The organism is Sphingomonas sp. S1-29, from assembly GCF_026167545.1.
In the GTDB taxonomy this organism is placed as follows: Bacteria; Pseudomonadota; Alphaproteobacteria; order Sphingomonadales; family Sphingomonadaceae; genus Sphingomonas.
The window spans coordinates 166,946-193,853 of sequence record NZ_CP110678.1; the positions used below are offsets into that span (position 1 = coordinate 166,946).

Below are 26,908 nucleotides of genomic sequence, written 5' to 3' on the forward strand. Positions count from 1 at the left end.
TCAGATGGCGACAAGGCGGTGGCGCTCGCCGGCATAGGCTGCCTGGGTGATCGTGCGCATCGCGGTCAGGTCGAGCGGGCGCGGGTTGTTCTTGATGAGCCGTGCGGCGTCGAGCGAATGTTCGGCGACGAATTCCTGCTGGTCCTCGCGCAAGCCCAGCTCGGCGAGCGATCTGGGAATGCCGATCGACGCGAGCAACGCCGCGACGGCTTCGATGAACGCCTGCGATCGTTGTTCGACACTGCCGTCGGGCAGCCCGACCAGCGTGGCGAGCTCGGCGAAGGCTTCGGCGCAGGCGGGGCGGTTATATTGCATCACGAAGGGCATCAGCGCCGCGACCCCCGCGCCGTGCGCGGTGTGGGTCAAGTTGCCGATCGGATATTGCAGCGCATGCGCCGCCGCAGTCCCCGCGGTGCCGAACGCGCAGCCCGCGGTGAGCGAGGCGAGCATCACACCCTCGCGCGCTTCGATGTCGTTGCCGTCGCGCCACGCGCGCTCGAGGAACTTGAACAGGTTGGCGATCGCCAGCTTGGCGAAATGGTCCGACAGCGCATTCTTGCCGACGAACACATGCTGCTCTGTCAGCATCGCATCGCCGGTGCGCGGCGCGGTGGTGAAGGATTCGATCGCATGCGTCAGCGCATCGGCGCCCGAGATCGCGGTGAGCGACGGCGGGCACGACACGGTCAGGTCGGGATCGCAGATCGCAACCTCGGGGATCAGATACGGGCTCGCCACCCCGACCTTGGTGCCGCGCCCGGTATCGGCGACCACCGCGACCGGCGTCGCCTCCGAACCGGTCCCCGCCGTGGTCGGCACCGCGATCAGCGGCAGGACGGGGCCGGGCACCGCGAACTCGCCATAATAGTCGCTCACCTTGCCGCCATGCGCCAGCAGCACCGCGACGATCTTGGCATGGTCCATCGCGCTGCCGCCACCGATCGCGATCACCAGGTCGGGTGCGAAATCGCGTGCCGCATCGATGCAGGTCTCGATCGATTCGACCGGCAGGTCAGGAATGACGCCGTCGAACACCTGGGTGGTGACGCCGTGCGCCGCCAGATCGGCTAGGATTTCGGCGAACACCGGTTGCGCCGCCTGGCGGGCGTCGGTGACCACGAGGGCGCGCCGCCCCAGCCGCGCGCTGGTCGAGCCGAGCGCCCCGCGCTGGCCGCGCCCGAACAGGATCGTCCGCGGCAGCCGTGCCGCACCGAAAAGCGATAGGGGCTGGGTCACTTGCTTCCCACGGTTTTGAGATAGGCGACGAGGTTCGCCTGATCTTCGGGTTTGGTCACGGGCGGCGCCATCATCTTGGTGCCCGGCACCAGCTTCGATGGCCCCGCGACAAAGCGCGCGATCGTCGCATCGTTCCACACCAGTTTCGAATTCTTGAACGCGGCCGAATAACTATAGCCCGGCATCGCCGCGGCAGGACGCCCGACGACCCCCGCCAGGCTGGGGCCGATCCCCTTCTTGCCCGGCACCACCGAATGGCACGCGGCGCAGCGCGCGAAGACGGTCTTGCCCTTGGCGGCATCGCCCGGCGGCGCCAGCGGCAGCGCGGTCGCCGCGGCAGCGCCCAGCGTCGCGACGGCCATCGCGGCACCGGCAATCGATATACGGATCATCATATTCTGTACTCGCTATACTAGGCGCCCGGGGCGCTTCAGATATCGGTTGGCGATGGCATCGGCCGCCCAGAAGGCGAGCGCGCCGACCGGGCCGGTCGGGTTGCGCCCGGCATTCTGCGGCAGCGCGCTCGCGCCCAGCACGAACACGTTGGGCACGTCCCACGACTGGCAATATTTGTTCACCGCACTAGTGCGCGGATCGTCGCCGAACACCGCGCCGCCGGTATTGTGCGACGTCTGGTACGGCACCGACGAGAATCGCCGACCGGGGATCAGCCGTCCGGGCGCCGGCGTGGCCGAAGCCTTTTTGCCGCTCATCTCGGCGGCGATCTGCTGGCAGATCGCGGTATTGGCGGCGATGATCTTCTGTTCGTTGGCCTGCCAGTCGAAGGTGACGCGCAGCAGCGGGCGGCCCCAGGCATCGCGATAGGTGGGATCGAGATCGAGGAAGTTCTGCCGGTACGACATCACCGCCCCCTGGAAACCCACCCCGGTCGAATGCTGATAGCCATCGGCCATCGCCTTCTTCCATCCCGCGCCCCAGCGCGGTTGGCCAGGACCCGTCGGGTGATAGTTCAGCGGATCGCCGCTGTTCTGCCCCGCGCTGATGCCGCCGCCGGCGATATAGCCCGCCTTGCCGAAGTCGAAATTGTCGCCGTTCCAATCGTCGATCCAGGTGCCGAGCGCGCCCGATCCCATGAACGGATTGATGAAGGTGTCGCGCGGGACCTCGACGCGCGCGCCGCCCAGGCTCTGGAAGGCGTAGTTGCGGCCGACGACACCGGTATTGCTCTGCGCGTCATAGGGTTTGCCGATCCCCGAATGCAGCATCAGCTGGACGTTGCCGGTGACGAAGGCGCCGAGCACCACCAGGTCGGCGGGCTGTTCATATTCGCGCCCGCGCGCGTCGACATAGGTGACGCCGGTCGCGCGCTTGCCCTCGCTGTCGAGGTTGACCTTCATCACCATCGAATTGGTGCGCAGCTCGAAATTGCGGTTCTTGCGCGCCAGCGGGATCATCGTGAAATGCGGGCTCGCCTTGGCGTTCGCCTCGCACCCGTAATTGGTGCAGTGGCCGCAATAATGGCACTGGCCCAGCGCCACGCCATCGGGGTTCACATAATCGCCCGAACAATTGGCGGTGGGGATGGGGAAGGGGTTGTAGCCCAAATTCTTGGTCGCCGCCTCGAACATCACCATGCTCTGCGCCGCGGTCATCGGCGGCAGCGGATATTCGTTGCGGCGCGGCGCCTCGAACGGGTTGCCGCCGGGCTGGATCTTGCCGCGCAAATTGCCTGCCTTGCCCGAGATGCCGCAGACCTTCTCGAACCGGTCGTAATAGGGTTCGATGTCCTTATAGGCGATCGGCCAGTCCTGCAGGTGCATGTCCGACGGGATGATCGACCGGCCATATTTCTCGACCGTGCCCGACAGCATCCGATGTTCCCATTCGGACCAGCGCCAGGTGAGCCCCGACCAATGCGCGCCCGATCCGCCGACATTGGTGCCGGGGATGAAGAAGCCATATTGCCGCATCGGCAGCGCGGTCTGGCTGGCGTCGTTGCGGAAGGTCACCGTTTCCTTCGACAGATCCTGCGCGAGTTCGAGCCGGCGCGAATATTTGAGCGCGTCGTGCGATTGCGGCGCCGCGAAATCGGGGCTGGTGTCCTGGAACCGACCGCGCTCGAGCATCACGACCTTCAGGCCGGTCGGCGCCAGTTCCTTGGCGACGATGCCGCCGGTCCAGCCCGATCCTACGATCACCACATCGACGGGGGGAAGCTTGACTGCCATCAACCGAAATCCTGGATCGACATGGGTTCCTCGACGCGGAACGGCTTGTTGCGCCATTCGGCGATCTTGTCCGAATACATTTCGCCGACACCCGGATAGCCAAGCAGCTTCCACGACGCCTTGCCCTTGTTCCCGCCATACAGCGGGTCGGCGAAGAAGCCGTCCATCGCGAGCTGGAAGAGCATCCGGAAGAATACCGGGGTCGGCACCACCTCGAGCGCGATCTTGTCGGCCTCGAGCGCGGTGACGATCGCCACGCGCTCGGCATCGGTGACGGTATCGAAGCTGTTGTCGGCATAGGTCTTGCGCACCACCGCATTCGCCTCGGCGATGCCGAGCCGCACGATATCGGCAGGCGTCAGCGCCGACTGGTACCCCTGCTCGGGGGTGCCCTCGACGAAGGGTCCTTGCAGGTACATCGTCCGGCCCTGGCCCCAGGCCGAATATAATTGGCGATCGATGAAGGTCGCGACGCCGAGTTCGCTGCCCTTGGCGGACAGTTCGTCGGCGGGGATCAGCGTGTCGACAAAGGCTTCGACGAACGCCGCCTCTTCGGTGTCGAAGAACATATAGCCTGCGGGTGCCGAATCGGTGGCCGGGGCAGGGGTGTGCCCCGCCATGGCGTGGCCGGCATGGCCGCCGGGTGGCGGGGCCGGATTGGCACCGGTCTGCGCGACGGGGTCGGTCTGCTGGGCGCCGAGCGTACCCGGCACCGCTGCGGCGCCCATGCCCAGCCCTGCGAACTTCAGCAGCGTCCGACGGTCGGTGAGCTTGTGGTCGGTCATGGCGCAGGGTGTCCTTCGACATAGAGCGGGCGCGATGCGTCGATCCGCAGGAACAGCGCAGCGGCGATCAGGCACAGCACCGCGAGCACCGCGAACGCCGCGAACCACCCGCTGGCGCTGACGATATAGCCGGTAACCGCCGCCGCGATCGCCGCACCGATATTGCCGAGCGTGTTCATCACCGCCGAGACCGAGCCGGCATATTCGCCGCCGATGTCGAGCGTGACCGCCCACGAGACGCCGACGGTCAGCTCGAGCCCGAACAGCGCGACGCAGAAGCACAGGATGCTCGCGATCGGTGCCTCGATCGAAGCAGCGAGCGGGATCATCGCCGCGGCGATCAGGAAGCCGACAATCGCGACGACGCGCCGCGCCATCTTGAGCCCCGCGCCGCGCTTGACCAACCGGTCCGAGCTCCAGCCGCCGGCCAAGTCGCCGACCACCCCCGCCATCAGCGGCATGCTGGCGAACAGCCCCATCATCGCCAGGTCATAGCCGCGCGCGTCGTGGAGATATTTGGGGAACCAGGTGAGGAAGATGTTGATGCAATAGGCGTAGCAGAAATACATCGCCGACAGCGTCCACAGCTGCGGCTGCGCAAGCAGCTTGCGCCAGGGAACGCTGCTGCGCGGCTTGCCCTGGCCGAGTTCGCCCTCGATCAGCGCGAGTTCGGCGGCGTTGACCGAGCGATGCTCGCGCGGGGTGTCGCGATAGAACCAGAACCACAGCCCCGCCCAGGCGACGCCGATCAACGCAAACGCCACGAAGGGCATCCGCCAGCCGAAGCTGACGATCAGCAGCGCGACGAACACCGGGGTGATCGCGCCGCCCAGTCGCGCGCCGGCATGCGTCAGCCCCTGCGCCCAGCCGCGCTCGCCGGGCAGGGTCCAGCGCGACAGCGAACGCGTGGCGATCGGGAAGGCGCCAGCCTCACCCATGCCGAACAGGAATCGCGAAACCATCATCGATCCCGCCGACCAGGTCAGCGCGGTCGCCGCGGTGAACATCGACCACCACAGCACGACCCCGGTCAGCGCGCGGCGCGGACCGAAGCGATCGCCAAGCCAACCGCCGGGGATCTGGAACAGCGCATAGGCGATCTGGAACGAGGCGAAGATCCACCCCATCGTGACCAGCGAAAAGCCGAACTCCTCCTGGATCGAGGGCGCCGCGGTCGAGATGACGACCCGGTCCATATAGGTGATCAGATAGGCGAGCACCGTCATCCACAGGACGACATGCCGTGTGCGCGTCGGGCGCTGGGTGGGTTCGGTGGCGAGCGTTTCGTCGGCGGTGAGGGGGGCGCTCATTTGGGCGCCTCGCCGCAGGCATTGGCGGGGCGGCCGACGCAGGTCTGCCAGATCGTCGGCAATTTGCGCCCCGCGACATAGACGGTGCGGATCGCGCGGGTGTTGCGGATATCGGCGGTCGGGTCGCGGTCGAGTACCAGCAGGTCGGCCCATTTGCCCTTTTCGACGGTGCCGATGTCGCGTGCGTCCAGGAAGCGTGCATTGGTGCCCGTCGCGGCGGTCAGCGCCTGCAGCGGGGTCACCCCGGCCTTGACCATCAGCTCCAATTCCCAATGCGCGAAATAGCCGGGAAAGCGTGCCGTCGGACCGCTATCGGTACCCATGCCATAGGTAACGCCGGCCTTGGCCATCGCCCCGAAATTGGCCGAGGCGTTGCGCAGTGCTGCGGGGTATTTGGCGAAATGCTTGCCCGTTGCCAGCCGCTGCTGGCGCTCGGGGCTTTTGAGCGCGGCGATCGTCGCGGGGGCGACGCCGCGCGAGAAGAAGGGCTCGTCGACAAAGGGCAGCAGCTTGTAGGTGAACGACGCCTCGCGGCTGAGCGTCGAGGCGACCTGCCACGCATCCTTCGCCTTCATCGCGGCGGGAAGCGCAGGGTCGACCGCGCGATCGCGAACCTGATGCATGAAGCCATCGACATCCTGGCCGACCAGCGCGGTAGCGTTGTCGTGGTAGAAGATGTGCGCCACCGCCTTCTTGCCGAGCTGGTGCGCGGTATCGATCGTCGGCTTGCTGATCGAATTGGGCATCCGGTCGGCCAAGTCGCCGAACTCGTCATCGACCCATAATTTGACGAAATCATCGCCCTTGGCGACTTCGCGCTGCACCATCGCCTGCGCCTCGGCAGGGGTGGCCACCGACTGTTCGAGCCCGGGGACGCCGCCATAGCTTCCCTTGAACACGACGCCGCGGCCAGAGGTGAAGGCGCGCGCGCTGTCGATCCGGCCGATGCGGCGCTGATCGGCGATGACGCGGTGGATGTCGTCGCCATCGGTGCCGAGCGTGTAGACCGAGGTCACGCCATAGGCAGCGTACAGCTTCAATTGCTGCTCGATATTGTCGCGGTCGTAATATTTGGTGAAGTTCTGGTCGATCCCGTCGACCAGCCCGAGATGAACATGCGCGTCGATCAGCCCGGGCATCAAGAAGGCGCCACGCAGATTTTCGCGCTTGGCGCCGCGCGGGGCACGGATCCGGCTGGCGGGGCCGACTTGCGTGATCCGCCCGTCGACCATGACCAGCGATCGGTCGCGCTGCGGCGCCGAGCCTTTACCGTCGATCAAGGTGAAATGTTCGAGAACGACCGTTTCGGCACGCGCAGCGGCTTGCGCCATGCAAAGCGTGACCGCGACGGCTATCATGCCAACAGGCCGCAGCTGTGGTCGCCGCATCGCCCTCTCCCTGTTTTCGTATCCTATACGATTTGAACTATGGGGGTAGGCGGGGTGTGTCAAGCGATCATCGGCGGTTACGCCGGTTCGGCTTCCTCGTTCTCGGCAAGCACGCTGTCCATCCGCTGCTGCGAGCGTTCGAGATGCTCGAGCACCGCGCGTTCGGCGGCGCCCGAGTCGCCGGCGACCAGCGCGTCGATGATGATTCGATGCTCGGCCGCCGCCTCGGTGGGGGCGTTGGTGCGATACAGCACGCGGAAGATATTGAGATGCGCGTGAAGCCGCTCGACGGTCTCGGCGATCAGCCGGTTGCCGCTGAGCGTCGCGATCAGCCGGTGCAGCCGGTCGTCGGCCTCGGCGAAGCGCGGATAGGCACTCGAATCGCCGTCGACGACGCTCGACATGTCGCGGTCGATCGTTCGCAGCACGTCGATCGCCTCTTCGGTGATCGCTTCGGCGGCGCGGGCGGCGGCATAGGGCTCGATCAGCTGGCGCAGCGTATAGAGGTCGCGGACCTCGTCGCGGGTCATCTGCGGGCTGGCGCGATAGCCGATATTGGGCACCTTGCAGACCATCTTCTCGGCTTCGAGCTGGCTGAGCGCTTCGCGGATCGGGGTCTGCGAGATATTCAGCCGGCGCGCCACCTGATCGATCGCGATCCGCTCGCCGGGCGCGATCTGCAGCGTCATCAGCGCGGTGAGCAGATGGTCATAGGCCTGCATGACCATCGTCGGGCCCGCCGAGGGCCGGGCGCCCCGCGGGCGCGGCGCGGCGCCGTCAACCAGCGCGTTGGGGTCGTTATAGGTCTGCCGCATCATCGTTTCGCTTCGTATCAACTATCTATACGTTACCTATAGGATATTATTGCAGTGCGAAAGGGGCGTGGGCTGCGCTGTGCCCCGTTAGGGCACGCTCTTTTGACCATCTTGCAAAATCCATCGAATCGTCGGTCGCGGCCAGGCGTGATCCGGACAGGTGGTCGCTTGGCAGGTGATTAGCGAGGAGGACCCGTATGTTGTCGGACAATATGCGGAGGGAGAATGGCAGATGCGGGGCACAGCGCCCAAACCTCTGCGAGGGTTTCTGTGCGAGCGGCAAATCATATGCGTGAAACGTTCGTTAAAATACCGCGGTCGATAGTCCGCCGATAGTCAGAGTCATATCACGATGGCGCTTGCAACGAAGCTCTATTGGCAATTCTACTCAAAAGTCCAAATAAAAACCATATGCTATAGTATGTAATCATAAACAAATCAGATCAGATACGATTTGTTGAAAAGAGCTTGAAATCTTTTCTGAGCCATCTAATCCAATGCGGATAGAAATTCGCTTACGGCAAGCGGCGGTCTGCCCACCTCGAAGAGGGGCATGCCCGTCGCGAGCACGATAAAAGTCGATATCAATCCGGGAGATGATGTGATGCGAAATGGCGTTAATGGGTCCGGCTGCGCGACCGCGCGAATTCGGTTCGCGAGCGTTCTGGCGATCGCGTGCTGCCTCGCGACACCGGCGTTGGCGCAAGAGGCCGCGCCCGCCGTTCCGGACGAGCCGGCACTTCCCGCGCAGGCCGAAGCCGACAGCGCCGCACCGGTGCAGGATGTCGTCGTCACCGGTTCGCGCATCGTCTCGAGCGGGTTCAACGCCCCAACTCCTACGACAGTGATCGGCGACGCACAGATCGAGGCCAACGCCCAGCCCAACATCTTCACCACCGTGTCGCAGCTTCCCTCGCTTCAGGGATCGAGCGGTACGCAGGTCAACACCTTCAGCACTTCGAGCGGCGCGCAGGGGCTCAGTTCGTTCTCGCTTCGCGGCGTCGGCGCGATCCGTACGCTGACGCTGCTAGACGGCCAGCGCGTCGTCGGTGCCAACGTCACCGGTTCGCCCGACGTCAGCCTGTTCCCGCAGCTGCTGATCAAGCGCGTCGACATCGTCAACGGCGGTGCGTCGGCTTCCTACGGATCCGATGCGGTCGGCGGGGTGGTCAACTTCATCACCGATACCCGCTTCAAGGGCGTCAAGGGCAACGTCCAGGGCAGCATCACCGATTATGGCGATGACGAATCGGTCCTGGTCCAGCTCGCGGCGGGCACCAGCTTCATGGAGGATCGCCTCCATTTGGTCGTCAGCACCGAATATGCCGACGAGGCAGGCGTCGGGCCGGGCGAGTTCGGGATCGACCTCGCCAATGGTCGCGACTGGTACACCCAGCGCACGTTGGTCAATCGCGGCGTGCTCAACGACGGCTCGCCGCAATATGTGATCCGCGATTTTGCGCAGTCGATCGGCTTCACCAAATATGGTTTGATCACCGCCGGCCCGCTGCAAGGCATCGCCTTCGATCAATCGGGCAGCCCGTTCGAGTTCGATTACGGATCGAACGGCGTGCCCTCGGGCAACGCCGCGGGCACCGTCATCGGATGCTTCGCCGGCTTCTGCGAAGGCGGCGATCTTTCGGGCAACGTCGATGCTGGGCGTTCGCTCAAGTCGGGCATCGAGCGGATGAACAGCTATGGCCGGCTGGGCTTCGATTTCCTGCCCAACAACGAGGTCTATCTGTCGCTCAGCGTCAGCCAGGTGAAGACCAACAACCAGCCGATCAACGGCCAGAACCGCCCCAACCTTACAATCCAGTGCGCGAACCCGTTCGTGCCCGCGTCGGTCAGCGCACAATGCGCGACCGCGGGAATCACCAGCTTCCGCTATGGCACCAGCAACGCGGCACTCGGCAACACCCAGGTATCGACCGACCGCCGCCAGTATCGCGGCGTGGTCGGTATCAAGGGTGCGCTGCCGGTGGGCGGCAGCGACTGGAATTACGACATCTATTACCAGCACGGCACGACCTATGCCGATATCGATGTCGACAACATCCTGCTGTCGAACCGCTTCAACCAGGCGATCGACGCGGTGATGCTGAACGGCGCGATCGTGTGCCGCAGCGCCGCAGCGCGCGCGAGCGGGTGCCAGCCGCTCAACATCATCGGCGGCAATCCGTCCGAAGCGGCGCTGCGCTATGTCCAGCCCGAACAGGGGCCCTATCAGCGGACGCGACTGTCGCAGGACGTGATCGGGGTGAACTTCTCGGGCTCGCCGGTCGATCTTTGGGCAGGGCCGTTGTCGGTCGCGTTCGGTGCCGAGTTCCGCCACGAATTCTACCGCGTCGAAGCCGATCCCTATGGCGCGGGCATCACCAATACGCCCAACAATGCCGACTATCCCTTCGATCCGGTGCTGATCGCCGACGGTAACAACTGGTATGCGGGCAACTACAAGAACGGCAACGGCGCCTATGGCGTCAAGGAAGCCTATCTCGAGCTCGACCTTCCCGTCATCAATTCGGAAGCGATGGGGCGTGCGAACATCAACGGCGCGGCGCGCATTACCGATTACTCGACCTCGGGTACGGTGTGGACGTGGAAGATCGGCGGCACCTGGGATCTGCCGATCGACGGGCTGCGCATCCGCGGCGTGACCTCGCGCGACGTGCGCGCGCCCAATCTGTCCGAGCTGTTCGCGGCGCCGGTCACGACGACGCTGCCCAATTTCTTCGATCCGTTCCAGAACCGCAATATCCTGGCGCTGCAGAACTCGATCGGGAACACCGAGCTGCGGCCCGAAATCGCACGCAATACCAATTTGGGCATCGCGCTGTCGGGCGCCTCCTGGCTGCCGGGGTTCAGCGTCTCGGTCGATTATTATTCGATCAAGATCGACGACGTCATTTCGAGCATCGGCGCCGGCCAGATCGTCGATCTGTGCTTCCAGGGGCTGGTTCCCGAGACGTGCAGCGCATTCAACCTGAATAACACCAACGGCCCGAACTTCATCAACGTCCAGGCGTTCAACCTGGCGTCGATCGAAACCAGCGGCTTCGATATCGAGGCCGGCTACCGCTGGGTGCAGCCGCTCGGCTTGCCGGGCAGCTTCTCGGTTCGCGCGCTGGCAACCCATGTGCGCGAGTTCATCACCGATACCGGTCTGCCCAACACCGTGCCTGCCGACAGCGCAGGCGTGAACCTGGGCAACACCCCCGATTGGAAGTGGTTGGCGACGCAAAGCTACGAGAACGACAATTTCTCGCTGCTGGTGCAGGAACGCTGGTTCAGCGACGGCAAGATCGGTGCGAACTATGTCGTGTGCGAAGCGGGCTCGTGCCCGGTATCGACCTCGAACGCCCCGACGATCGATCAAAATTTCGTCCCCGGCGCCTTCTATCTCGACATCGGCGGCACGCTGAACGTGACCGAGGACGTCACCGCCTATTTCAAGGTCGACAATCTGCTCAACCGCGATCCGGCGCTGTCGCCGTTCTTCTCGAACCCTGCGCTGTATGACATGCTTGGCCGCACCTTCCGCCTGGGGATGCGCTTCAAGATGTAAGCCGGTCGATCGGGTGATCGGCCGCCAGTCGACGTCCGCCGATCGCAAGGAACCGCGCCCCGTGGCGCGGTTTTTTGTGTCCGGGGACGATCGATGCCGCGGCGGTTTCGCCGATCAGCAGCAGCGAGCGATGATCGCCGTCGATCGTGTTGGGCAGGAACCCCAGCGCCGTCGGCGGTCCGTGCTGCTTCGTTCGCGGGGCGGTTCAGGCGCCCGCGGTGCCCAGGTTGAACAGCCGGTCGAGCCATTCCCTGCGGGTTTCGGCTTCGCCTTCGACATTGCCGATCAGCGTGTGCTCGACCGGGTCGATCCCCACCAGCTTGAGGATGTTGCGCTCGAAGCTCTTCACGCTGTGCGCGGCATAGTAGAAGCGATAGAAGAACGCCGGCATCCCCATCGTCACCACCAGCCGCGCCGATCGTCCCGTCAGCAGCGGGCGCGGTATCGTCCCTTCCGCCAGCGCAAATCCCGGGCGGGCCACCTGCTCCAGAAATGCCTTGAGCAGGGCGGGCACATCGCCCAGCCACAGCGGATAGAGGATGACGAGGTGCTCGGCGCGGCGGATCGCTTCCTGCGCCGCGGCGATGTCGGGGGGCGGGGTGCCGTCGGTCCACTCGGCGCGCGAGCGCAGGAACGGGATGTCGATGGTCGCGAGTTCGAGCCGCTCTATCTTGTGCCCGCTGTCGCTTGCGCCCGCGGCATAGGCATCGGCCAGCGCATGGACATAGCGGCCGCGATCGGCATCGGGATGGCCATCGATGATCAGGATGTTCTTGCTCATCGCACGATTGTGCCAGCCCCAGGCGGCCGCCAAAATACGTAGCTGTCCCAAGGGCCAAAGCCGCGAGTTGCCGACGCCCGACCCGGTGTTCAATCGCCCGTGCGCCTCCGTAACATCCACAATGTCGAAGCCGTCCGCCTGCCGATAGCCTCGCGATCATTCGATTGAGGAGGCGACCATGAAGAACGTGCTGGTGCTCTTGCATGACGATCCCGGCCAGGAGGCGCGGTTCCAGACCGCGCTCGACGTCGCCCGCGCGTTGGACGGGCATCTGACCTGCATCGATGTCGCGGTCGCCCCGATCTTCGTCGGCGACTATGCCGATATGGGCGGCACCGCGTTGCTGATGGCCGACGAACAGCAGCGCGAAAGCGCCAACCGGACGCGGATGGAGGCGCGGCTGCGCGTCGAGGACGTCCCCTATACCTGGCGCGATGCGCGCGGGTTCCTCGGCCAGTGCGTGCGCGACGCCGCGGTGATGACCGACCTGATCGTGCTCAACCGCGAACTCGACGATATCCTCTACCCCGACATGCTCGAACTGGTGGGCGAGGTGCTGATCAAGACCGGCAAGCCGATCCTGGCGGTGCCCGCGACCGCCAAGCGCTTCGATGCGTTCGGCAGCGCCCTGCTCGCCTGGGACGGTTCGCCGCAATCGGAGGCGGCGCTGCGTGCGGCGATCCCGCTGCTCCAGCATAGCCGCATGGTGACGATCCTCGAGATCGACGACGGCTCGCTCAAGCTGCCGGCGATGGAGGCGGCGACCTATTTGTCGCGGCACGACATCAAATCGATGATCCGCCGCCATTCGTCGCTGATCGATCTGCCGAGCACGCTGATCCTGGCCACCGCGGCCGAGCTCGGCGTCGCCTATGTCGTCATGGGCGGCTTCGGGCATAGCCGCTTTATCGAGGCGACCTTTGGCGGGGTGACCCGGCGGATGCTCAAGGAATCGCCGGTGCCGATCTTCCTGGCGCATTGAAACCCCCGGTATCGGCAAATCCCGCCGGCTGGAGCGCGACGGCGACCGGCGCCCCCCGCGCGGTGATCGTCGAGCCCGAAGACAGCGTTCGGCGCAGCCTGCAGCTCATGCTGCAGGGACTGCGCTTTGCGGTGCGTTCGTTCGGCGGCGTCGCGCTTGCCAACGCCTATGCGCGCGACGCGCACGTCCTGCTGCTTGCCGAGGGCGTCTTCGACATCGGCGGCCGCGCGCTATTGTCGGTGCTGCGCGAGTCGCAATGGCAGGGCAGGGCGATATTGGTCGCCGGATCGCCACGCACCGCGCTTGCCGAGTCGGCGGACAGCGCAGGGTTCGCCGCGGTGCTCGCCAAGCCGGTCGGCCGCCTCGACCTCCTCAGCGCGCTGGCGAAGCGATTCTAGCTCGCAGGCTTCGACGACCGGTCCCCCAGGGCGAAGCAGCCACGGTCGGGTCGAATGGCCAGGCGCCGATCTCGCTTAAAAGATCGCTTTCTGATAATAACATAGCTGCGCTACCGTCACCGTGGCAATCCGGCGCTCGGGGCGTGAGCCGACACAAGTCCTCTAAAGCGGGATGGAGCGCATTCGTATAGCTGCCCTGCAACCGCGCCTGTCGGGCTATGCCGTCGCCGTCGGGGCGATCGGCGTGGCGGTGCTGGTGCATTTTGTCGCGATCCGTTGGGTGCCGGGCGCCTCCCCCTATCTGCCGTGTATCGTCGCGGTGCTGTTCACCGGCGTATTCAGCGGCGTCGCGCCCGCATTGCTGGCGACCGCGCTCAGCGTGGTGGTGGCGATGGCGGTCGGCTGGGATCCGGGTGGCGCGGGCGTGGCGGGGGTCATCCCCTTCCTGCTCGCCGCTGCGGGGGTCATCTGGATTTCGCAGCGAATCGCGCGCCGGACGATCCAGGCCGACGAACTTGCCGACGAACTCAATCTGATGATCGAGGGTGCGAGCGGCTATGCGATGTATATGCTCGATCCGGCTGGGCGGGTGTCGATCTGGAACGAAGGCGCGCGCAGGCTCAAGGGCTGGCAGGCGAGCGAGGTCGTTGGACGGCATTGTTCGATTTTCTATTCGGCGCAGGCCGCGGCGGCGGGCAAGCCGCAGGCCGACCTCGAACGCGCGCGGACGATGGGCAAGGTCGACGAGGAGGATTGGCGGGTCCGTCAGGACGGCTCAGAATTCCTGGCGCACGTGCTCCTCACCCCGCTGTACGACAAGGCCAATCGACTGCGCGGCTATGGCACCGTGATCCGCGACGTGACCGAACAGCGCGCGGGCGAGCACCAGGCGAGCGCCAGCGCCAACCATCTGCGCTCGATCCTGTCGACCGTGCCCGATGCGATGATCGTCATCAATCGAGCGGGCGATATCCTGTCGTTCAGCGCCGCCGCCGAGCGGCTGTTCGGTTATGCCGAAAGCGAGGTGGCGGGCACGAATATCAAGCTGCTGATGCCCACCCCCGATCGCGAGCGCCATGACGGCTATCTCGAACGCTATATGCGCACCGGCGAGCGTCGGATCATCGGCACCGGGCGCACGGTGATCGGGCTGCGGCGCGACGGCACCACCTTCCCGATGGAATTGGCGGTGGGCGAGGCGGTGACCGATGGCGAGCGCGTCTTTACCGGCTTCATCCGCGACCTGACCGAAAAGCAGCAGATGGAGGAACGTGTCGAGGAATTGCGATCGAGCCTGGTCCATGCCGCGCGCGTCAGCGCGATGGGCACGATGGCCTCGACGCTGGCGCACGAGCTCAACCAGCCGATCACCGCGGTGGTCAATTACATGCGCGGCATCCGCAACCTGACGCGCGAGGGCGATCCCGATGACCGCCAGATGATCGAGGATGCGATCGAGGACGCCTCGCGCGAGGCGCTGCGCGCGGGCGACATCGTCCGTCGGCTGCGCGAATTCGTCGCGCGCGGTGAGGTCGAAAAGAGCGTCGAGGAATTGCCGCGGCTGATCGAGGAGGCTTCGAACCTGGCGCTGATCGGCGCGCGCGAAAGGGGTGTGACCGCGACGTTCGCGCATGACCCGCGCGCGACTTGCGTGCTGGTCGACAAGGTGCAGATCCAGCAGGTACTCATCAACCTGATGCGCAACGCGATCGAGGCGATGTCCGACGCGCCGGTCCGCCAATTGGCGGTTTCGACGCATGTCGATGCGCCGGGGTTCGTCCGCCTGACGGTGGCCGATACCGGCTCCGGCATCGCGCCCGCGGTTGCAGAAAGCTTGTTCCGCGCGTTCAACAGCACCAAGGCGGGGGGGATGGGGCTCGGCCTTTCGATCTGCCGGACGATCGTCGAGGCAAATGGCGGCCGGATCTGGATGGAGCAGCGCGAAGGCGGCGGCACCGCGTTCCACTTCACGGTGGTGCAGTTCGAAAAGGAAGCGGTGGAATGAGCGATCGGCGGCTGGTGCATGTGATTGATGACGAGGATGGCGTTCGGCGGTCGGCGAGCTTCATGCTCAAGACGTCGGGATTCGCCACGCGCACCTGGGAATCGGGGGTCGCGTTCCTCAAGGAAGCACGCCACGCCGAGCCGGGTTGCATCCTGCTCGACATCCGGATGCCCGAGATGGACGGGCTCGAAGTCCAGCAGGCGCTCAAGGATCGCGGTATCGCGATGCCGGTGATCGTGCTGACCGGCCATGGCGACGTCACGATCGCGGTGCGCGCGATGAAGGCGGGCGCCGTCGATTTCATCGAAAAGCCCTTCGACAGCGACGTGCTGCTCGGCGCGATCGCGCGCGCCTTCGACCGCATCGACACCGCAGCGAATGTGCTGGTGCGCGCCGCCGAAGCCGATGTCGCGCTGGGCGCGCTCACCGCGCGCGAGCGCGAGGTGCTCGACGGCCTGGCGCAGGGCTATCCCAACAAGACGATCGCCTATGACCTTGGCATATCGGCGCGCACCGTCGAGGTGCACCGCGCCAACGTCATGGCCAAGCTCGGCGCGCGCAGCCTGTCCGACGCGCTGCGGATCGCCTTCGCCGCTGGCCTTGGGAAGACCCACGGCTGAACGCGCGCGCGGGTTAGCCGCCGATCGACCTGCGCACCGTCACTTCGCCCGCGCTTTCCGATCCGGGGACGATCGCGAACCCCGCCTCGCGTTCGAGCGCCAGCGCCGCCTGGTTTTCGCGGCTCTCGACCGATTCGATGACATGCAATCCCTCGGCGGCGGCATAGGCCATGACATGCTCGACCAATGTCCAGCTGACGCCGCGATTCTTGTATCCGGCATGGGTGGCGATCGCGAGCTCGCCGCGCACGCGATCGGGATCGCTCGCCAGCATCGCGCTGGCGACCAGCACGTCGCCCGCGAACGCCAGGAAATGCATCGTGCGTGCATAGTCGATCTGCGTCATCGCGACGATCCGGTCGTGCCCGGCATGGCGGATGCCGGTGAGGAAGCGGAAGCGCAGGTCGTCGGGCGCGACATTGTCGAACAGGGTCGTCAGCCGCGCTTCGTCGTCGGGTCGCACCGGGCGGACATGCAGCTTGAGCCCGCCGCGCGTCACCAGGTCGGCCGACCATTCGACCGGCACCGGGCGGATCACCAGCCGCGATGCGCGCGGCGCGGGCGTGATGCGCGCGCGCGCATCGAGCGCGACGACGCCGCCAGCGGTCGCCACCAGCGGGTTGATATCGAGCTCGACGATGTCGGGAAAATCGACCGCGATTGCCGACAGCGCATCGAGCGTGCGGACTATCGCGTCGATATCGACCGCGGCGACATCGCGATAGCCCGCCAGCAGCCGCGCAATCCGCGTCCGCGCGATCATGTCGCGCGCCAGCCGGTCGTCGAGCGGCGGCAGCCCCAGCGCGCGATCGCGCAGCAGCTCGACCGCCTTTCCCCCCGCACCGAACGCCAGCACCGGGCCGAAGGTCGGATCCTCGGCGATCCCCACCAGCAATTCCTGCGCGCCCCGCAGGTCGAGCATCGGTTCGATCTCGAAGCCGATCACCTTGGCGTGCGGGTTCGATCGTGCCACCGACGCCGCCATCTGGATCGCCGCCGCGGTCGCTGCGGTCGCGGTCGCCAGCCCGAGCACGACGCAGCCTGCCTCGGATTTATGGCTGATGTCGGGCGACACCAGCTTCAGCGCCCAGGGGCCGGTCGTCGCCGCGCACGCCGCGGCGACCGCTTCGGGAGTGCGCGCGAGCCGCGACGCGATCGTTCGGACGCCATAGGCCGCAAGCAGCGTCTTGGTCTCGGTCGCGGTGAGGATCGTGCGCGCTTCGGCCTGCGCGCCGACGATCAGCGCGCGCGCACAGGCGCGATCGCCTTCGGGGCGCATCACCCGTGCCGGTGCCTGCAGCAGCGCGCTGCGTGCGACCCCCGCCTGCAGCAAATAGCCGAAGCCGCTCACCGCATCGTCGATCGTGTCGAACAACGGCACCCCTGCCGCTGCAAAGGCAAAGCGCACCGACGCGCTGTTGGCGGGGCCCATCCAGCAGGCGATGACGGGCTTCTTGCGTCCCTTGGGTGCCTCGGCGAGCACCGAGAGCACCGCCTGCGCGACCTCTGCCCCGGTCGCCGCCGCGGTCGGGCAGTGGATCACCAGCAGCACATCGATCCCCGGATCGGCCAGCGCCGCGCGCGTCGCGTCGGCAAAGCGCGCGGGCGACGCATCGCCAATGATGTCGATCGGATTGGCGCGCGACCATTGATCGGGCATCGCGGGGTCGAGCGCAGCGACGGTGTCGGGCGCCAGCACCGCGAGCGCGCCGCCGACCGTCGTCAGCGCGTCGGCGGCGAGCACGCCCGCGCCGCCGCCATTGGTGACGATCCCCAGCCGGCCGCCCTTGGCCGTGGGATAGCAGCACAGCATCTGCGCGGCATCGAACAGCTCGGTCAGGTTGTCGACCAGCACGATCCCGGCGCGCTCGAACGCCGCGGCGTGGACGTCGTACGACCCGACCAGCGCCCCGGTGTGCGATCGCGCCGCGGCGCTTGCGGCCTGGGTTCGCCCCGCCTTGATCGCGATCACCGGCTTGATCCGCGACGCGGCGCGCGCGGCGGACATGAACTTGGCGGGGTTGGTGATGCCCTCGACATACAGCAGGATCGCATCGGTGTGCGGATCGGCGGCGAGCATGTCGATCAGGTCGCCGAAATCGACATCGGCCATGTCGCCGACCGACACGACGCTCGAAAAGCCGATATGCCGATCGGCGGCCCAATCGAGCATTGCGGTGATCAGCGCGCCGCTTTGCGAGAGAAAGCCCAGCCGCCCCGGCGCGGCGAAGCGCGGCGCGAACGATGCGTTGAGCTTGGCATAGGGCAGCAGCACGCCCAGGCAGTTCGGCCCGACGATCCGCATCAGATGCGGCCGCGCGGCATCGAGCAACGCCGCCCGCGATTCAGCGTCGGCGAGCCCCGCCGACACGACCACCGCCGCCTTGGTGCCCTGCGCGCCCAGCTCGGCGATAATACCCGGCACCGTCGCCGCGGGGGTGACGATCACCGCCAGGTCCACCGTCTCGGGCAGCGCATCGACCGAGCGCACCCAGCGCGCATCGTCGCGATCGACGCGGTTGGGGTTCACCGCATAGACGGTGTCGCCATAGCCGCCGTCGAGGATGTTGGTCAGGATCCGCTCGCCCAGCGATCCGGCGCGGCTCGACCCGCCGATGACCGCCACGCTGCGCGGCTGGAAGAGCGGTCCAAGGTTGCGAATGGTCATCTTGGCGGTTCCTGCGTCACCGGCATGGTTGCCAAGCGCTTGGTCCCACTCGACGCCTTATGCCGCGTCGCCGCCATTAGTATTGAACCGGATAGCCTCGCGGCACCCACGCGATACGCTGGCCTTCCGAGACGCGGAAGGAGCGACTCATGCGATATACAATGATTGCAGTTTTGGCAGCGCTGGCAGGGGAACTGTGGTGATCCAGCCGCCCCCCGATTCTGGCGTGTCGGCGCCGATCCGGCATCTGGTGGTGCTCGGCCACCCGACCGCGGGAAGCTTCAACCATGCGGTCGCGCAGGCCTATTGCGAGACGGTGCGGCAATGCGGCCAGCAGGCCGAGCTTCGCGACCTGTACGCGATCGGCTTCGATCCGCTGCTGAACCTGCCCGAACGGCGGGGTGCGGGGCGCACCCGGCTTCCGGGTGACGTCAAGCAGGAGCTCGGCTATCTCACCGACAGCGTGATCGTCACGTTGATCTACCCGATCTGGTTCGGCATGCCGCCGGCGATCATCAAGGGCTATGTCGATCGTGTCTTCGGCGCCGGCTTCGTCGCGCGCAGCATCAAGGAGGGCACGGTTAATTCGGCGCTCCACGGCAAAAGGCTGATGATGTTCAGCACTTCGGCCTCGACCCGCTGCTGGCTCGAGGAGCAGGGCCAGTGGCTCGCGCTGCGCCGCGCGTTCGATACCTATCTCGCGACGATCTTCGGCATGGTGCGAAGCGATCACGTCCATTTCGATTCGATCGTCGACGGGCTCGATCCGCGCGCGGCCAATGAAGCGCTCGCGGTGGTCCGCGAAAAGACGCGCGCGATGTGCGCGCTGCTGCTCCAGGCGCGGCACCAGCATTACGCGCAGCGGCTGATGCAGCGTTCGACGGGTCCCGCGTCGGCGGGTGCCGCATGAGCCGCGCCATGTCTCCACCGCCATCCAGCGAGGCTTCGATGCCCGACGACTCCGATCCATTGCGCCTCGAAAATTGGCCCGGCCAGATGCTCCAGGCGGCCGCGACGGTGCAGCGCCTGCAGTTCATGCTGGCGACGCATTGGTGGACGATGGCGATGGCACCCGGCCTGCTTGCCTTCCCCTATCGCTGGCCTGATGGGCTCGACCACCAGCTTCGCGTCCCCGATCCCCTTGAGCGCGACGCCGAACGCGCCTTGTTCGCCTGAGCTTGTCACGGGTGCGCCACGGTCAGCCGCCGACATCGCCAGCGCATATCGCAGAGATTGCCACGTTCCTGGAAACCCGTGCGTTCGGTAAAGGCACCGCCGTTCGCCGGATCGATACCCATGCCGCCAGCGTCTTCCTGACCCCCGACCGCGCTTGGAAGCTGAAGCAGCCGGTGCGGTTCGACTATCTCGATTTCTCGACCGCGCCGTTGCGCAAAGCGGCGCTCGAGGCCGAACTTCGCCTCAATCGCCGGCTCGCCCCCGATCTGTACCTCGCGGTGCATCCGATCACGCGTGAGGGGGACGGTGGGCTCGCGATCGACGGCGCGGGCGAGGCGGTCGATTGGCTGCTCGAAATGCGCCGGTTCGACGATGATTCGTTGCTCGATGACCGCGCACGCCTGGGGCCGATCGACCTCGGGCTGATGGCGCGACTGGCCGAGCACATCGACGCCTTCCACGCTGCCGCCGCGATCAGTACCGACACCGCCGGCGCGGCGCGGATCGAACGCGTGATTGCGGGCAATGCAGCGGCGCTCGAACGCTATCCCAGCGCGTTCGATCGAGCCGAGGTCGCCACCCTGCTGTCGACCCAGCGCAGCGCCTTGTTGGCGGTTACCGACCGGCTTGATGCGCGCGCGCGCCGCGGCCGGGTGCGCCACGGGCATGGCGACCTGCATCTCGCCAATGTCGCGATGATCGATGGCGAGCCGACGCCCTTCGACTGTCTCGAATTCGATCCCGAACTGGCGACGATCGACACGCTGTACGATCTGGCGTTCCTGCTGATGGACCTGTGGCATCGCGGCCAGGCCGATGCGGCCAACGCCTTCTACAACCGCTATTGCGACCTGTCGGGTGATGACGCGGACGGGATTGCCGCGATGCCGCTGTTCCTGTCGCTTCGCGCGACGATCCGCGCGCACGTCGCCGCAGCGCGCAGCGAGCGATCGGCGAGCCAAGACGATCGCGCGCTGGCGTGCGCGTATCTGCGGCTCGCGGCCAGCTTTCTCGAGCCTGCGGCACCGCGGCTGGTGGCGATCGGCGGGCGATCGGGCACCGGAAAGTCGACCGTCGCGCGCGGGCTCGGCGGCAGCATCGGCGCGCCGCCCGGCGCGCGGATTCTGCGCTCGGACGTGCTGCGCAAGCGGATCGCCGGGGTCGCGCCCGAAACCCCGCTGCCCGCCGATCACTACACCTCCGACAGCGCCGCCGCGGTCTATCGCGCGCTCGGCATCCAGGCGCAGGCGCTGCTCGCCGAAGGAGCGAGCGTGATCGCCGACGCCGCGTTCCTGCAGCCCGCCGAGCGGCAGGCGATCGGGGCGGTCGCAACGCACGCCGGGGCGGCATTCGTCGGGCTATGGCTCGAGGCGGGCGAGGCGGTCCGCGTCGAGCGGGTCACCGCGCGCCGCGGCGATGCCTCCGATGCCGATGCGCGGGTGGCGCGGATCCAGTCGCGCCGCGCGATCGGATCGCTCGGGACTTGGCGGCGAATCGCTGCCGGCGGTCCGGCGCAAACCGTTATCGCTGCCGCGCTCGCTGCGGTGAACGCGGGGGAGCGTCCGCGCCCGGCTCGCTGATGAAGCGCGCGATATGCTCGGCCACCGCGTCGTCGGCACCCAGCCAGATGTGCCCGCCGCGGGGGAGTATCACCAGCCTGGCATCGCGGATCGTCGCTGCCAGGTATCGTGCGGTTGCGGCGGTGCCGAACCGGTCGTCCTCGACCGACACGATCAAGGTCGGCACCGCGATATCGCGATAGGCGAGCGCGCCCGGCGCGCTCGCAAGCCGCGCATCGTTGCGGACCCCGCGCACGCGCGCGCTGACCGGCAGCATTTCGTCGAGGATTCGATACGCGCAGGCGCGTTCGCCGGGTTCGACGCGGTCGAGCAACGCGGGATCGGTCGCCAGCAGCGTGCCGATCAGCCGCTTGGGGGCGACCGTGCGCGCGCTCCAATAGGCAAAGTCCGAGCCGAGCACGCGCTCGACCAGTAGCTTTTGCAGCGCGGTCATCTCGACCGGATCGCGGCCGCTGACATTGGCGGCGGGCACCAGCAGGATCAGCAGCGAACAGCGCTCGGGATGGCGCAGCGCGAACGCCACCGCCGACAATGCCCCCGCCGATCCTCCCACCACCGGCAGCCGATCGATCCCGAGATGGTCGAGCAAGGCGACGAATGCATCGGCCTGGTTCGCCGAAGACGGCGCGGCGGGATAATCGCTGCGCAGATAGCCGAAGCGCGAAGGCGCGATGATTTGGTACCCGTGCCGCCGCAAGCCAGCGCCGAAGCTCAGCCCCTGGTCGAACCCGCCGCCGGTGCCATGCACCATCAAGATCGGCGGCCCTTCCCCGCGCACCGCATATTCGAGCGTGCCGAACTCGATCGCGATCACCTCGCTCGCCAGCGCGAACCGGTGGGCCGGGCGGGGCGGTCTGATCGACATGGCCAATGCTACCGGCGCGGATCGTGACGGGCTTTACCGATTTCACCCAGGTCGCCGCGACCCCCTGCGCGCATAGGGAAAGCTACCAATCCCGCGCCCGCTACGACCCCGCTAAGTTGATGCCACCGGGGCAAGGGCGAACAAGGGAAGCAAGCGTGGCACCGAAAGCGCCGCCAGACGATCCAGCTCCCGAGCGCCCGCTGGTGTATCGCGTCGAAGCGCTGACCAAGACCTATGGCGAGGGTTCGAATGCGGTCTATGCGCTGCGCGGCGTCGATCTCGATGCCGCCGCAGGCGCGATGATCGTGCTGCTTGGGCCCTCTGGATCGGGCAAGTCGACCCTGCTCAATATCCTGGGTGGACTCGATCATGCGAGCGCGGGCCATGCCTGGTTCCACGGCCGCGACGTCACCCAGTTCGATGACGACGCGCTGACCGAATATCGCCGGCGCAGCGTCGGCTTCGTTTTCCAATTCTATAATCTGGTGGCGTCGCTCACCGCGCGCGAAAATGTGTCGCTGATCACCGAAATATCGGACAATCCGATGGACCCGGCCGCGGCGCTCGCGATGGTCGGGCTCGAGGCGCGGCTCGATCATTTTCCCGCGCAATTGTCGGGCGGCGAGCAACAGCGAGTCGCGATCGCGCGCGCGATCGCCAAGCGCCCCGAAGTATTGTTGTGCGACGAACCCACCGGCGCGCTCGACAGCCAGACCGGCACCCGCGTCCTCGCCGCGCTCGACCAGGTCAATCGTGAGCTCGGAACCACCGTTTTTGTCATCACCCATAATGCGGTGATCGCCGATATCGCCGACGAGGTGCTGTTGTTCGGCGATGGCCGGATCACCGGCCGCCGGCACAATGCGGTGCGCGCCTCACCGATGGGGCTGATCTGGTGACCGGCGCTGGATCGACGCTGAACGTCAAGCTGCTGCGCGATCTTTGGCGGCTGCGCGGGCAGGCGGTGGCGATCGCGCTGGTGATCGCGGCGGGGGTCGGCACGATGGTGATGGCGGTCGGACTGATCGGCTCGCTCGAGGCGACGCGCGATGCCTATTATGATCGCTATCGTTTCGCCAATGTCTTCGCGCCGCTGGTGCGCGGGCCCGAAACGCTGATGGCCAGGGTTCGCCTGCTCCCCGGCGTCGCTGCCGCCGACAGCCGGATCAGTACCCGCGCGACGCTCAAGGTTGCGCAGGTGGTCGAACCGGTGACGGCGCGCGTGCATTCGCTGCCGCCAGCGCGCGCCTCGGCGCTCAATCGGCTGGTGCTGCGCGACGGGCGGTTGCCCGATCCGCGCCGATCGCAGGAGGTCGTCGCCAACGAAGCCTTCGTGCAGGCCGCGGGGCTGGTACTCGGCGACCCGATCATCGCGGTGCTCCACGGCAAGCAGGTCGAGCTCCGGCTGGTCGGTTCGGTGCTTTCGCCCGAATATGTCTATGCGTTGACCCCGGGCCAGATATTCCCTGACAATCGCCGCTCGGCGATCTTGTGGCTCGGGCGCGAGCCGCTCGCCGCCACGCTCGACCTCAATCAGGCCTTCAACGACGTCCTCGTTCGCCTCGCGCCGGGCGAGGGGGTGGCCGAGGTCGAGCGCCGGCTCGATCTGTTGCTCGCCCCTTATGGCGGCAGCGGCGCCTATTCGCGCGAGCAGCAGGTGTCCGACCGGTTCGTCGCCAGCGAGATCGACCAGCTGACGACGATGGCGGCCTTGCTGCCGCCTATCTTCCTGCTCGTCGCGGCCTTCCTCCTTAACATCGTGCTCGCGCGGCTGGTCGACACCGAACGCGAAGTGATCGGCCTGCTCAAGGCCTTCGGCTTCCCAGTACGCGCGATCATGCTGCATTATGTCCAGCTGGCGATCCTGTTGTCGCTTGGCGGGCTGGCGCTGGGGATCGGGCTGGGGGCATGGCTGGGGCGCGGGATGGCGGGGATCTACCAGCGCTTTTTCACCTTCCCGTTCCTCGAATTCCGCATCGGCCCCGAAGCCTATCTGCTGGCGGTCGCTGCGACGTTAATCCCGGTGATGCTGGGGGCGACGACCGCGGTGTGGCGCTCGGCGCGGCTCTCGCCCGCCGATGCGATGCGTCCCGAGGCACCGCCCGATTATTCGAGCCGCTTGGTGAGCTGGCTGGCCGGCGCGCTCGGCCCCGATGAGCCCAGCCGAATCGTCGCGCGCGGCCTGCTGCGCCGACCGCTGCGCTCGATACTCACCGTGCTGGGGCTGGCCGCAGCGACGATGCTCTATGTCGCCACTGCCAGCCCGACCGCCAGCATCGGGCGGATGATCGATCTGGGGTTCGGTGCTGCCGATCGCTCGGATCTGGTCGTCACCTTTGCCGAGCCGCGCGATTCGCGCGCGCTGTACGAGCTCGAGCGGATACCCGGCGTCCTCCAGGTGCAGCCGTTCCGCACCGTGGGCGCGCGGCTTCGCTCGGGGCACCATGAGGTGCGGGAGGCGCTGTCGGGGATCGAGCCTGCGGGCGACCTGTCGCGGGTGATCGATATCGAGGGGCAGGCCTCGGCGCCGCCGCCCGCCGGCGCGCTGCTCGAGGGGCGGATCGCGCGCCAGCTGGGGGTCGGGGTGGGCGACACGATCGAGGCCGCGGTGACCGAGGGTGAGCGTCCCGCGCTGCGGCTGTCGGTCGCCGCGGTGCTCGACAGCCCGTTCGGCAGCGCCGCCAGCCTCGATCGCGCGCAGCTCAACCGGCTGATGCGCGAAGGCGACACGCTGTCGGGGGCGTATCTCAGGATCGATACCGCGGCGCTGGCGGGGGTCTATGCGCGCCTCAATGCCAGTCCGATGGTCGCCGGGGTCACTACCCGTAGCGCCTTGCTGCGCACGATGACCGAAACGGTCGAGCAGAATTTTGCGATCCAGACCTATTTCTATGTTGGGCTGGCGATGCTGGTGGTGGTCGGGGTGGTCTATAACAGCGCGCGGATCAGCCTGTCCGAACGCGCGCGCGATCTCGCGTCGCTGCGCGTGCTCGGCTTCCGCCGGCGCGAGGTCGCGTTCATCCTGCTGGGCGAACAGGCGCTGCTGGTGATGCTCGCGCTGCCGCTAGGTATTTGGGCCGGGATCGAGCTCTGGCACTATCTGATCGGCGAATTCAGTACCGAGCTGTTCACCATCCCCTTCTTCATCGATCCGCGCATTCCCGCGCGCGGCGTGCTGGTGGTCGCCGCAGCGGCGACGGGCACCGCGTTCCTCATCCGCTACCGCGTCGATCGGCTCGACCTGATCCGCGCGCTCAAGACCAGGGAATGACCATGCACCGCAAGATCGTGACTGGCCCGAGGATCGTCATCGTGCTGATCGCGCTGGTGCTCGGCGCCGCGCTGTTCGTCGCGACGCGCACCCCCGCGGTCGAGATCGAGGCGGCACGCATCACGCGCGGCCCGATCACCGTCACGATCGACGATCTGGCCGAGACCCGCGTGCGTGATCTCTACACCGTCTCGGCGCCGATCGGGGGCGAGCTGCTGCGCGTGCCGCTCAAGCCCGGCGCGCAGGTGATCGCGGGCCAAACGGTGCTCGCACAACTCCGCCCCGCCGAGCCCGGCGCACTCGACGCGCGGGCACTGGCGCAGATCGCTGCCAATGTCCGCGCGCTTGAGGCGCAGGCCGCGGCGGCGCGCGCGCAGGTCGAGGACGCATCGGCGGCGCAGGACCTTGCGGAGCGCCAGCTTGCGCGCACCACCATTTTACGTGCGCGCGGGTTCGCCGCTCCCGCTGCGCTCGATGCCGCGCGCGCGGCGCGCGACCGTGCCGGTGCGGCGGTGCAGGCGGCGCGGCGGGCAGCGACCGCGGCACGCGAGAGCGTCAATGCGGCGCGTGCGGGGCTGATCGCGCCGGGCACCGGGGCGATCGCGCGCGGCGTCGTTGATATCCGCTCGCCGGTATCGGGCACGGTGCTGACGGTCCCGCAGGAAAGCGTGCGGGTGGTGCTCGCGGGGACTCCGCTGGTCGCGGTGGGCGACCCGGCGCGGCTCGAAATGGTGACCGATCTGCTGTCGGCCGACGCGGTGCAGGTCAAACCCGGTGCGGCAGTGTCGATCGAGGATTGGGGCGGTGAGCGGCGGTTGAAGGGGCGCGTCCGGCTGGTCGAACCCTATGGCTTCCTCAAGATTTCGGCGCTCGGCGTCGAGGAGCAGCGGGTCAACGTGGTCATCGACTTCGTCGAGCCGCGGACCGCATGGGCAAGCCTTGGCCATGGCTTTCGGGCAACGGTGCGGATCGCGACCTGGCAAGCGCGCGACGCGGTGCTGCTGCCGATCGGCGCGCTGTTCCGCAGCGGCGACGCATGGCAGGTGTTTCGGATCAGCCAGGGAGTCGCGCGCGCGGTGCCGGTCACGATCGGGCGGATGAATGCCGAGGTAGCGCAGGTGTTGGGCGGGCTCGCGCCGGGGGATCGGGTGGTCCTTCACCCCGGCGACAAGGTGGCCGACGGGGTGAAAGTGACATTGCCCGCGACGCGGCGCTAAGCACGTCAGGGGCGGATCGCCACCTTGCGCACCCCTCGCGCTGGTGCGCAAACA

At 67.0% G+C, this 26,908-nt stretch carries 21 protein-coding genes; 11 read left to right on the forward strand and 10 right to left on the reverse strand.

The features are described 5' to 3' along the window. From OKW76_RS00785 to OKW76_RS00815, 7 genes are all read right to left on the reverse strand, one after another. Complete coding sequence (locus OKW76_RS00785; protein ID WP_265550284.1) at window positions 1-1,236, reverse strand: iron-containing alcohol dehydrogenase; 1,236 nt, start codon at window positions 1,234-1,236, stop codon at window positions 1-3. Further along, window positions 1,233-1,631, reverse strand: a complete 399-nt coding sequence (locus OKW76_RS00790) for a c-type cytochrome (RefSeq protein WP_265550285.1) — start codon at window positions 1,629-1,631, stop codon at window positions 1,233-1,235. The genes OKW76_RS00785 and OKW76_RS00790 overlap by 4 nt, the downstream gene beginning before the upstream one ends. A gap of 12 nt (window positions 1,632-1,643) precedes the next feature. Further along, window positions 1,644-3,425, reverse strand: coding sequence for a GMC family oxidoreductase (locus OKW76_RS00795; protein ID WP_265550286.1), 1,782 nt, complete (start codon window positions 3,423-3,425; stop codon window positions 1,644-1,646). After that, window positions 3,425-4,210: a gluconate 2-dehydrogenase subunit 3 family protein gene (locus OKW76_RS00800; protein ID WP_265550288.1), complete on the reverse strand. Its 786-nt coding sequence runs from the start codon at window positions 4,208-4,210 to the stop codon at window positions 3,425-3,427. The genes OKW76_RS00795 and OKW76_RS00800 overlap by 1 nt, the downstream gene beginning before the upstream one ends. Continuing rightward, on the reverse strand, window positions 4,207-5,520 hold the full coding sequence (locus OKW76_RS00805) for an MFS transporter (protein WP_265550289.1): 1,314 nt from the start codon (window positions 5,518-5,520) through the stop codon (window positions 4,207-4,209). The genes OKW76_RS00800 and OKW76_RS00805 overlap by 4 nt, the downstream gene beginning before the upstream one ends. After that, window positions 5,517-6,908 carry an amidohydrolase family protein gene (locus OKW76_RS00810; protein WP_265550292.1) on the reverse strand — a complete coding sequence of 464 codons (1,392 nt, stop codon included), beginning with the start codon at window positions 6,906-6,908 and terminating at the stop codon, window positions 5,517-5,519. Before OKW76_RS00810 ends, OKW76_RS00805 begins: the two co-directional genes overlap by 4 nt. A gap of 77 nt (window positions 6,909-6,985) precedes the next feature. Then, the gene (locus tag OKW76_RS00815; RefSeq protein WP_265550295.1) at window positions 6,986-7,726 is read right to left on the reverse strand and encodes a GntR family transcriptional regulator; all 741 of its coding nucleotides are present in this window, start codon (window positions 7,724-7,726) and stop codon (window positions 6,986-6,988) included. A 601-nt stretch (window positions 7,727-8,327) separates the two neighbouring features. Between OKW76_RS00815 and OKW76_RS00820 the strand changes: the two genes are divergently transcribed. Beyond that, window positions 8,328-11,291: a TonB-dependent receptor plug domain-containing protein gene (locus OKW76_RS00820; protein WP_265550297.1), complete on the forward strand. Its 2,964-nt coding sequence runs from the start codon at window positions 8,328-8,330 to the stop codon at window positions 11,289-11,291. Between the two features lie 205 nt (window positions 11,292-11,496). On the opposite strand, the gene OKW76_RS00825 is transcribed toward OKW76_RS00820, so the two are convergent. After that, on the reverse strand, window positions 11,497-12,072 hold the full coding sequence (locus OKW76_RS00825; RefSeq protein ID WP_265550299.1) for an NAD(P)H-dependent oxidoreductase: 576 nt from the start codon (window positions 12,070-12,072) through the stop codon (window positions 11,497-11,499). Between the two features lie 178 nt (window positions 12,073-12,250). Here OKW76_RS00825 and OKW76_RS00830 point away from each other — a divergent pair, with 178 nt between their 5' ends. The 4 genes from OKW76_RS00830 (at window position 12,251) to OKW76_RS00845 (ending at window position 16,077) form a co-directional block, all read left to right on the forward strand. Next, window positions 12,251-13,054: a universal stress protein gene (locus tag OKW76_RS00830; RefSeq protein WP_265550301.1), complete on the forward strand. Its 804-nt coding sequence runs from the start codon at window positions 12,251-12,253 to the stop codon at window positions 13,052-13,054. Then, window positions 13,051-13,452 carry a response regulator gene (locus OKW76_RS00835; RefSeq protein ID WP_265550304.1) on the forward strand — a complete coding sequence of 134 codons (402 nt, stop codon included), beginning with the start codon at window positions 13,051-13,053 and terminating at the stop codon, window positions 13,450-13,452. The genes OKW76_RS00830 and OKW76_RS00835 overlap by 4 nt, the downstream gene beginning before the upstream one ends. Before the next feature lie 172 nt (window positions 13,453-13,624). Beyond that, a complete protein-coding gene (locus OKW76_RS00840) occupies window positions 13,625-15,457 on the forward strand; it encodes a PAS domain S-box protein (protein ID WP_265550306.1) in 1,833 nt (610 codons plus the stop codon). Beyond that, complete coding sequence (locus tag OKW76_RS00845; protein WP_265550308.1) at window positions 15,454-16,077, forward strand: response regulator transcription factor; 624 nt, start codon at window positions 15,454-15,456, stop codon at window positions 16,075-16,077. Before OKW76_RS00840 ends, OKW76_RS00845 begins: the two co-directional genes overlap by 4 nt. Before the next feature lie 13 nt (window positions 16,078-16,090). On the opposite strand, the gene OKW76_RS00850 is transcribed toward OKW76_RS00845, so the two are convergent. Next, window positions 16,091-18,745 carry a bifunctional acetate--CoA ligase family protein/GNAT family N-acetyltransferase gene (locus tag OKW76_RS00850; protein WP_265550310.1) on the reverse strand — a complete coding sequence of 885 codons (2,655 nt, stop codon included), beginning with the start codon at window positions 18,743-18,745 and terminating at the stop codon, window positions 16,091-16,093. Between the two features lie 199 nt (window positions 18,746-18,944). Between OKW76_RS00850 and OKW76_RS00855 the strand changes: the two genes are divergently transcribed. Genes OKW76_RS00855 through OKW76_RS00865 form a run of 3 tightly spaced genes read left to right on the forward strand, consistent with a single transcriptional unit; the run spans window position 18,945 to window position 21,501 of the window. Next, the gene (locus OKW76_RS00855) at window positions 18,945-19,655 is read left to right on the forward strand and encodes an NAD(P)H-dependent oxidoreductase (RefSeq protein WP_265550312.1); all 711 of its coding nucleotides are present in this window, start codon (window positions 18,945-18,947) and stop codon (window positions 19,653-19,655) included. Window positions 19,656-19,693: 38 nt separating this feature from the next. Next, complete coding sequence (locus OKW76_RS00860; protein WP_265550314.1) at window positions 19,694-19,921, forward strand: hypothetical protein; 228 nt, start codon at window positions 19,694-19,696, stop codon at window positions 19,919-19,921. 11 nt (window positions 19,922-19,932) lie between these two features. After that, entirely contained in the window at window positions 19,933-21,501 is a 1,569-nt protein-coding gene (locus OKW76_RS00865; protein WP_265550317.1) for an AAA family ATPase, read from the forward strand. On the opposite strand, the gene OKW76_RS00870 is transcribed toward OKW76_RS00865, so the two are convergent. Beyond that, window positions 21,443-22,366, reverse strand: a complete 924-nt coding sequence (locus OKW76_RS00870; RefSeq protein ID WP_265550319.1) for an alpha/beta fold hydrolase — start codon at window positions 22,364-22,366, stop codon at window positions 21,443-21,445. The genes OKW76_RS00865 and OKW76_RS00870 overlap by 59 nt on opposite strands. A 155-nt stretch (window positions 22,367-22,521) precedes the next feature. Here OKW76_RS00870 and OKW76_RS00875 point away from each other — a divergent pair, with 155 nt between their 5' ends. From OKW76_RS00875 to OKW76_RS00885, 3 genes are read left to right on the forward strand one after another with little or no spacing between them, the layout of a single operon-like run. Beyond that, on the forward strand, window positions 22,522-23,265 hold the full coding sequence (locus OKW76_RS00875) for an ABC transporter ATP-binding protein (protein WP_265550321.1): 744 nt from the start codon (window positions 22,522-22,524) through the stop codon (window positions 23,263-23,265). Further along, complete coding sequence (locus tag OKW76_RS00880) at window positions 23,262-25,637, forward strand: ABC transporter permease (RefSeq protein ID WP_265550323.1); 2,376 nt, start codon at window positions 23,262-23,264, stop codon at window positions 25,635-25,637. Before OKW76_RS00875 ends, OKW76_RS00880 begins: the two co-directional genes overlap by 4 nt. A gap of 2 nt (window positions 25,638-25,639) precedes the next feature. Continuing rightward, window positions 25,640-26,854 carry an efflux RND transporter periplasmic adaptor subunit gene (locus tag OKW76_RS00885; RefSeq protein ID WP_265550325.1) on the forward strand — a complete coding sequence of 405 codons (1,215 nt, stop codon included), beginning with the start codon at window positions 25,640-25,642 and terminating at the stop codon, window positions 26,852-26,854. Window positions 26,855-26,908: the final 54 nt, after the last annotated feature.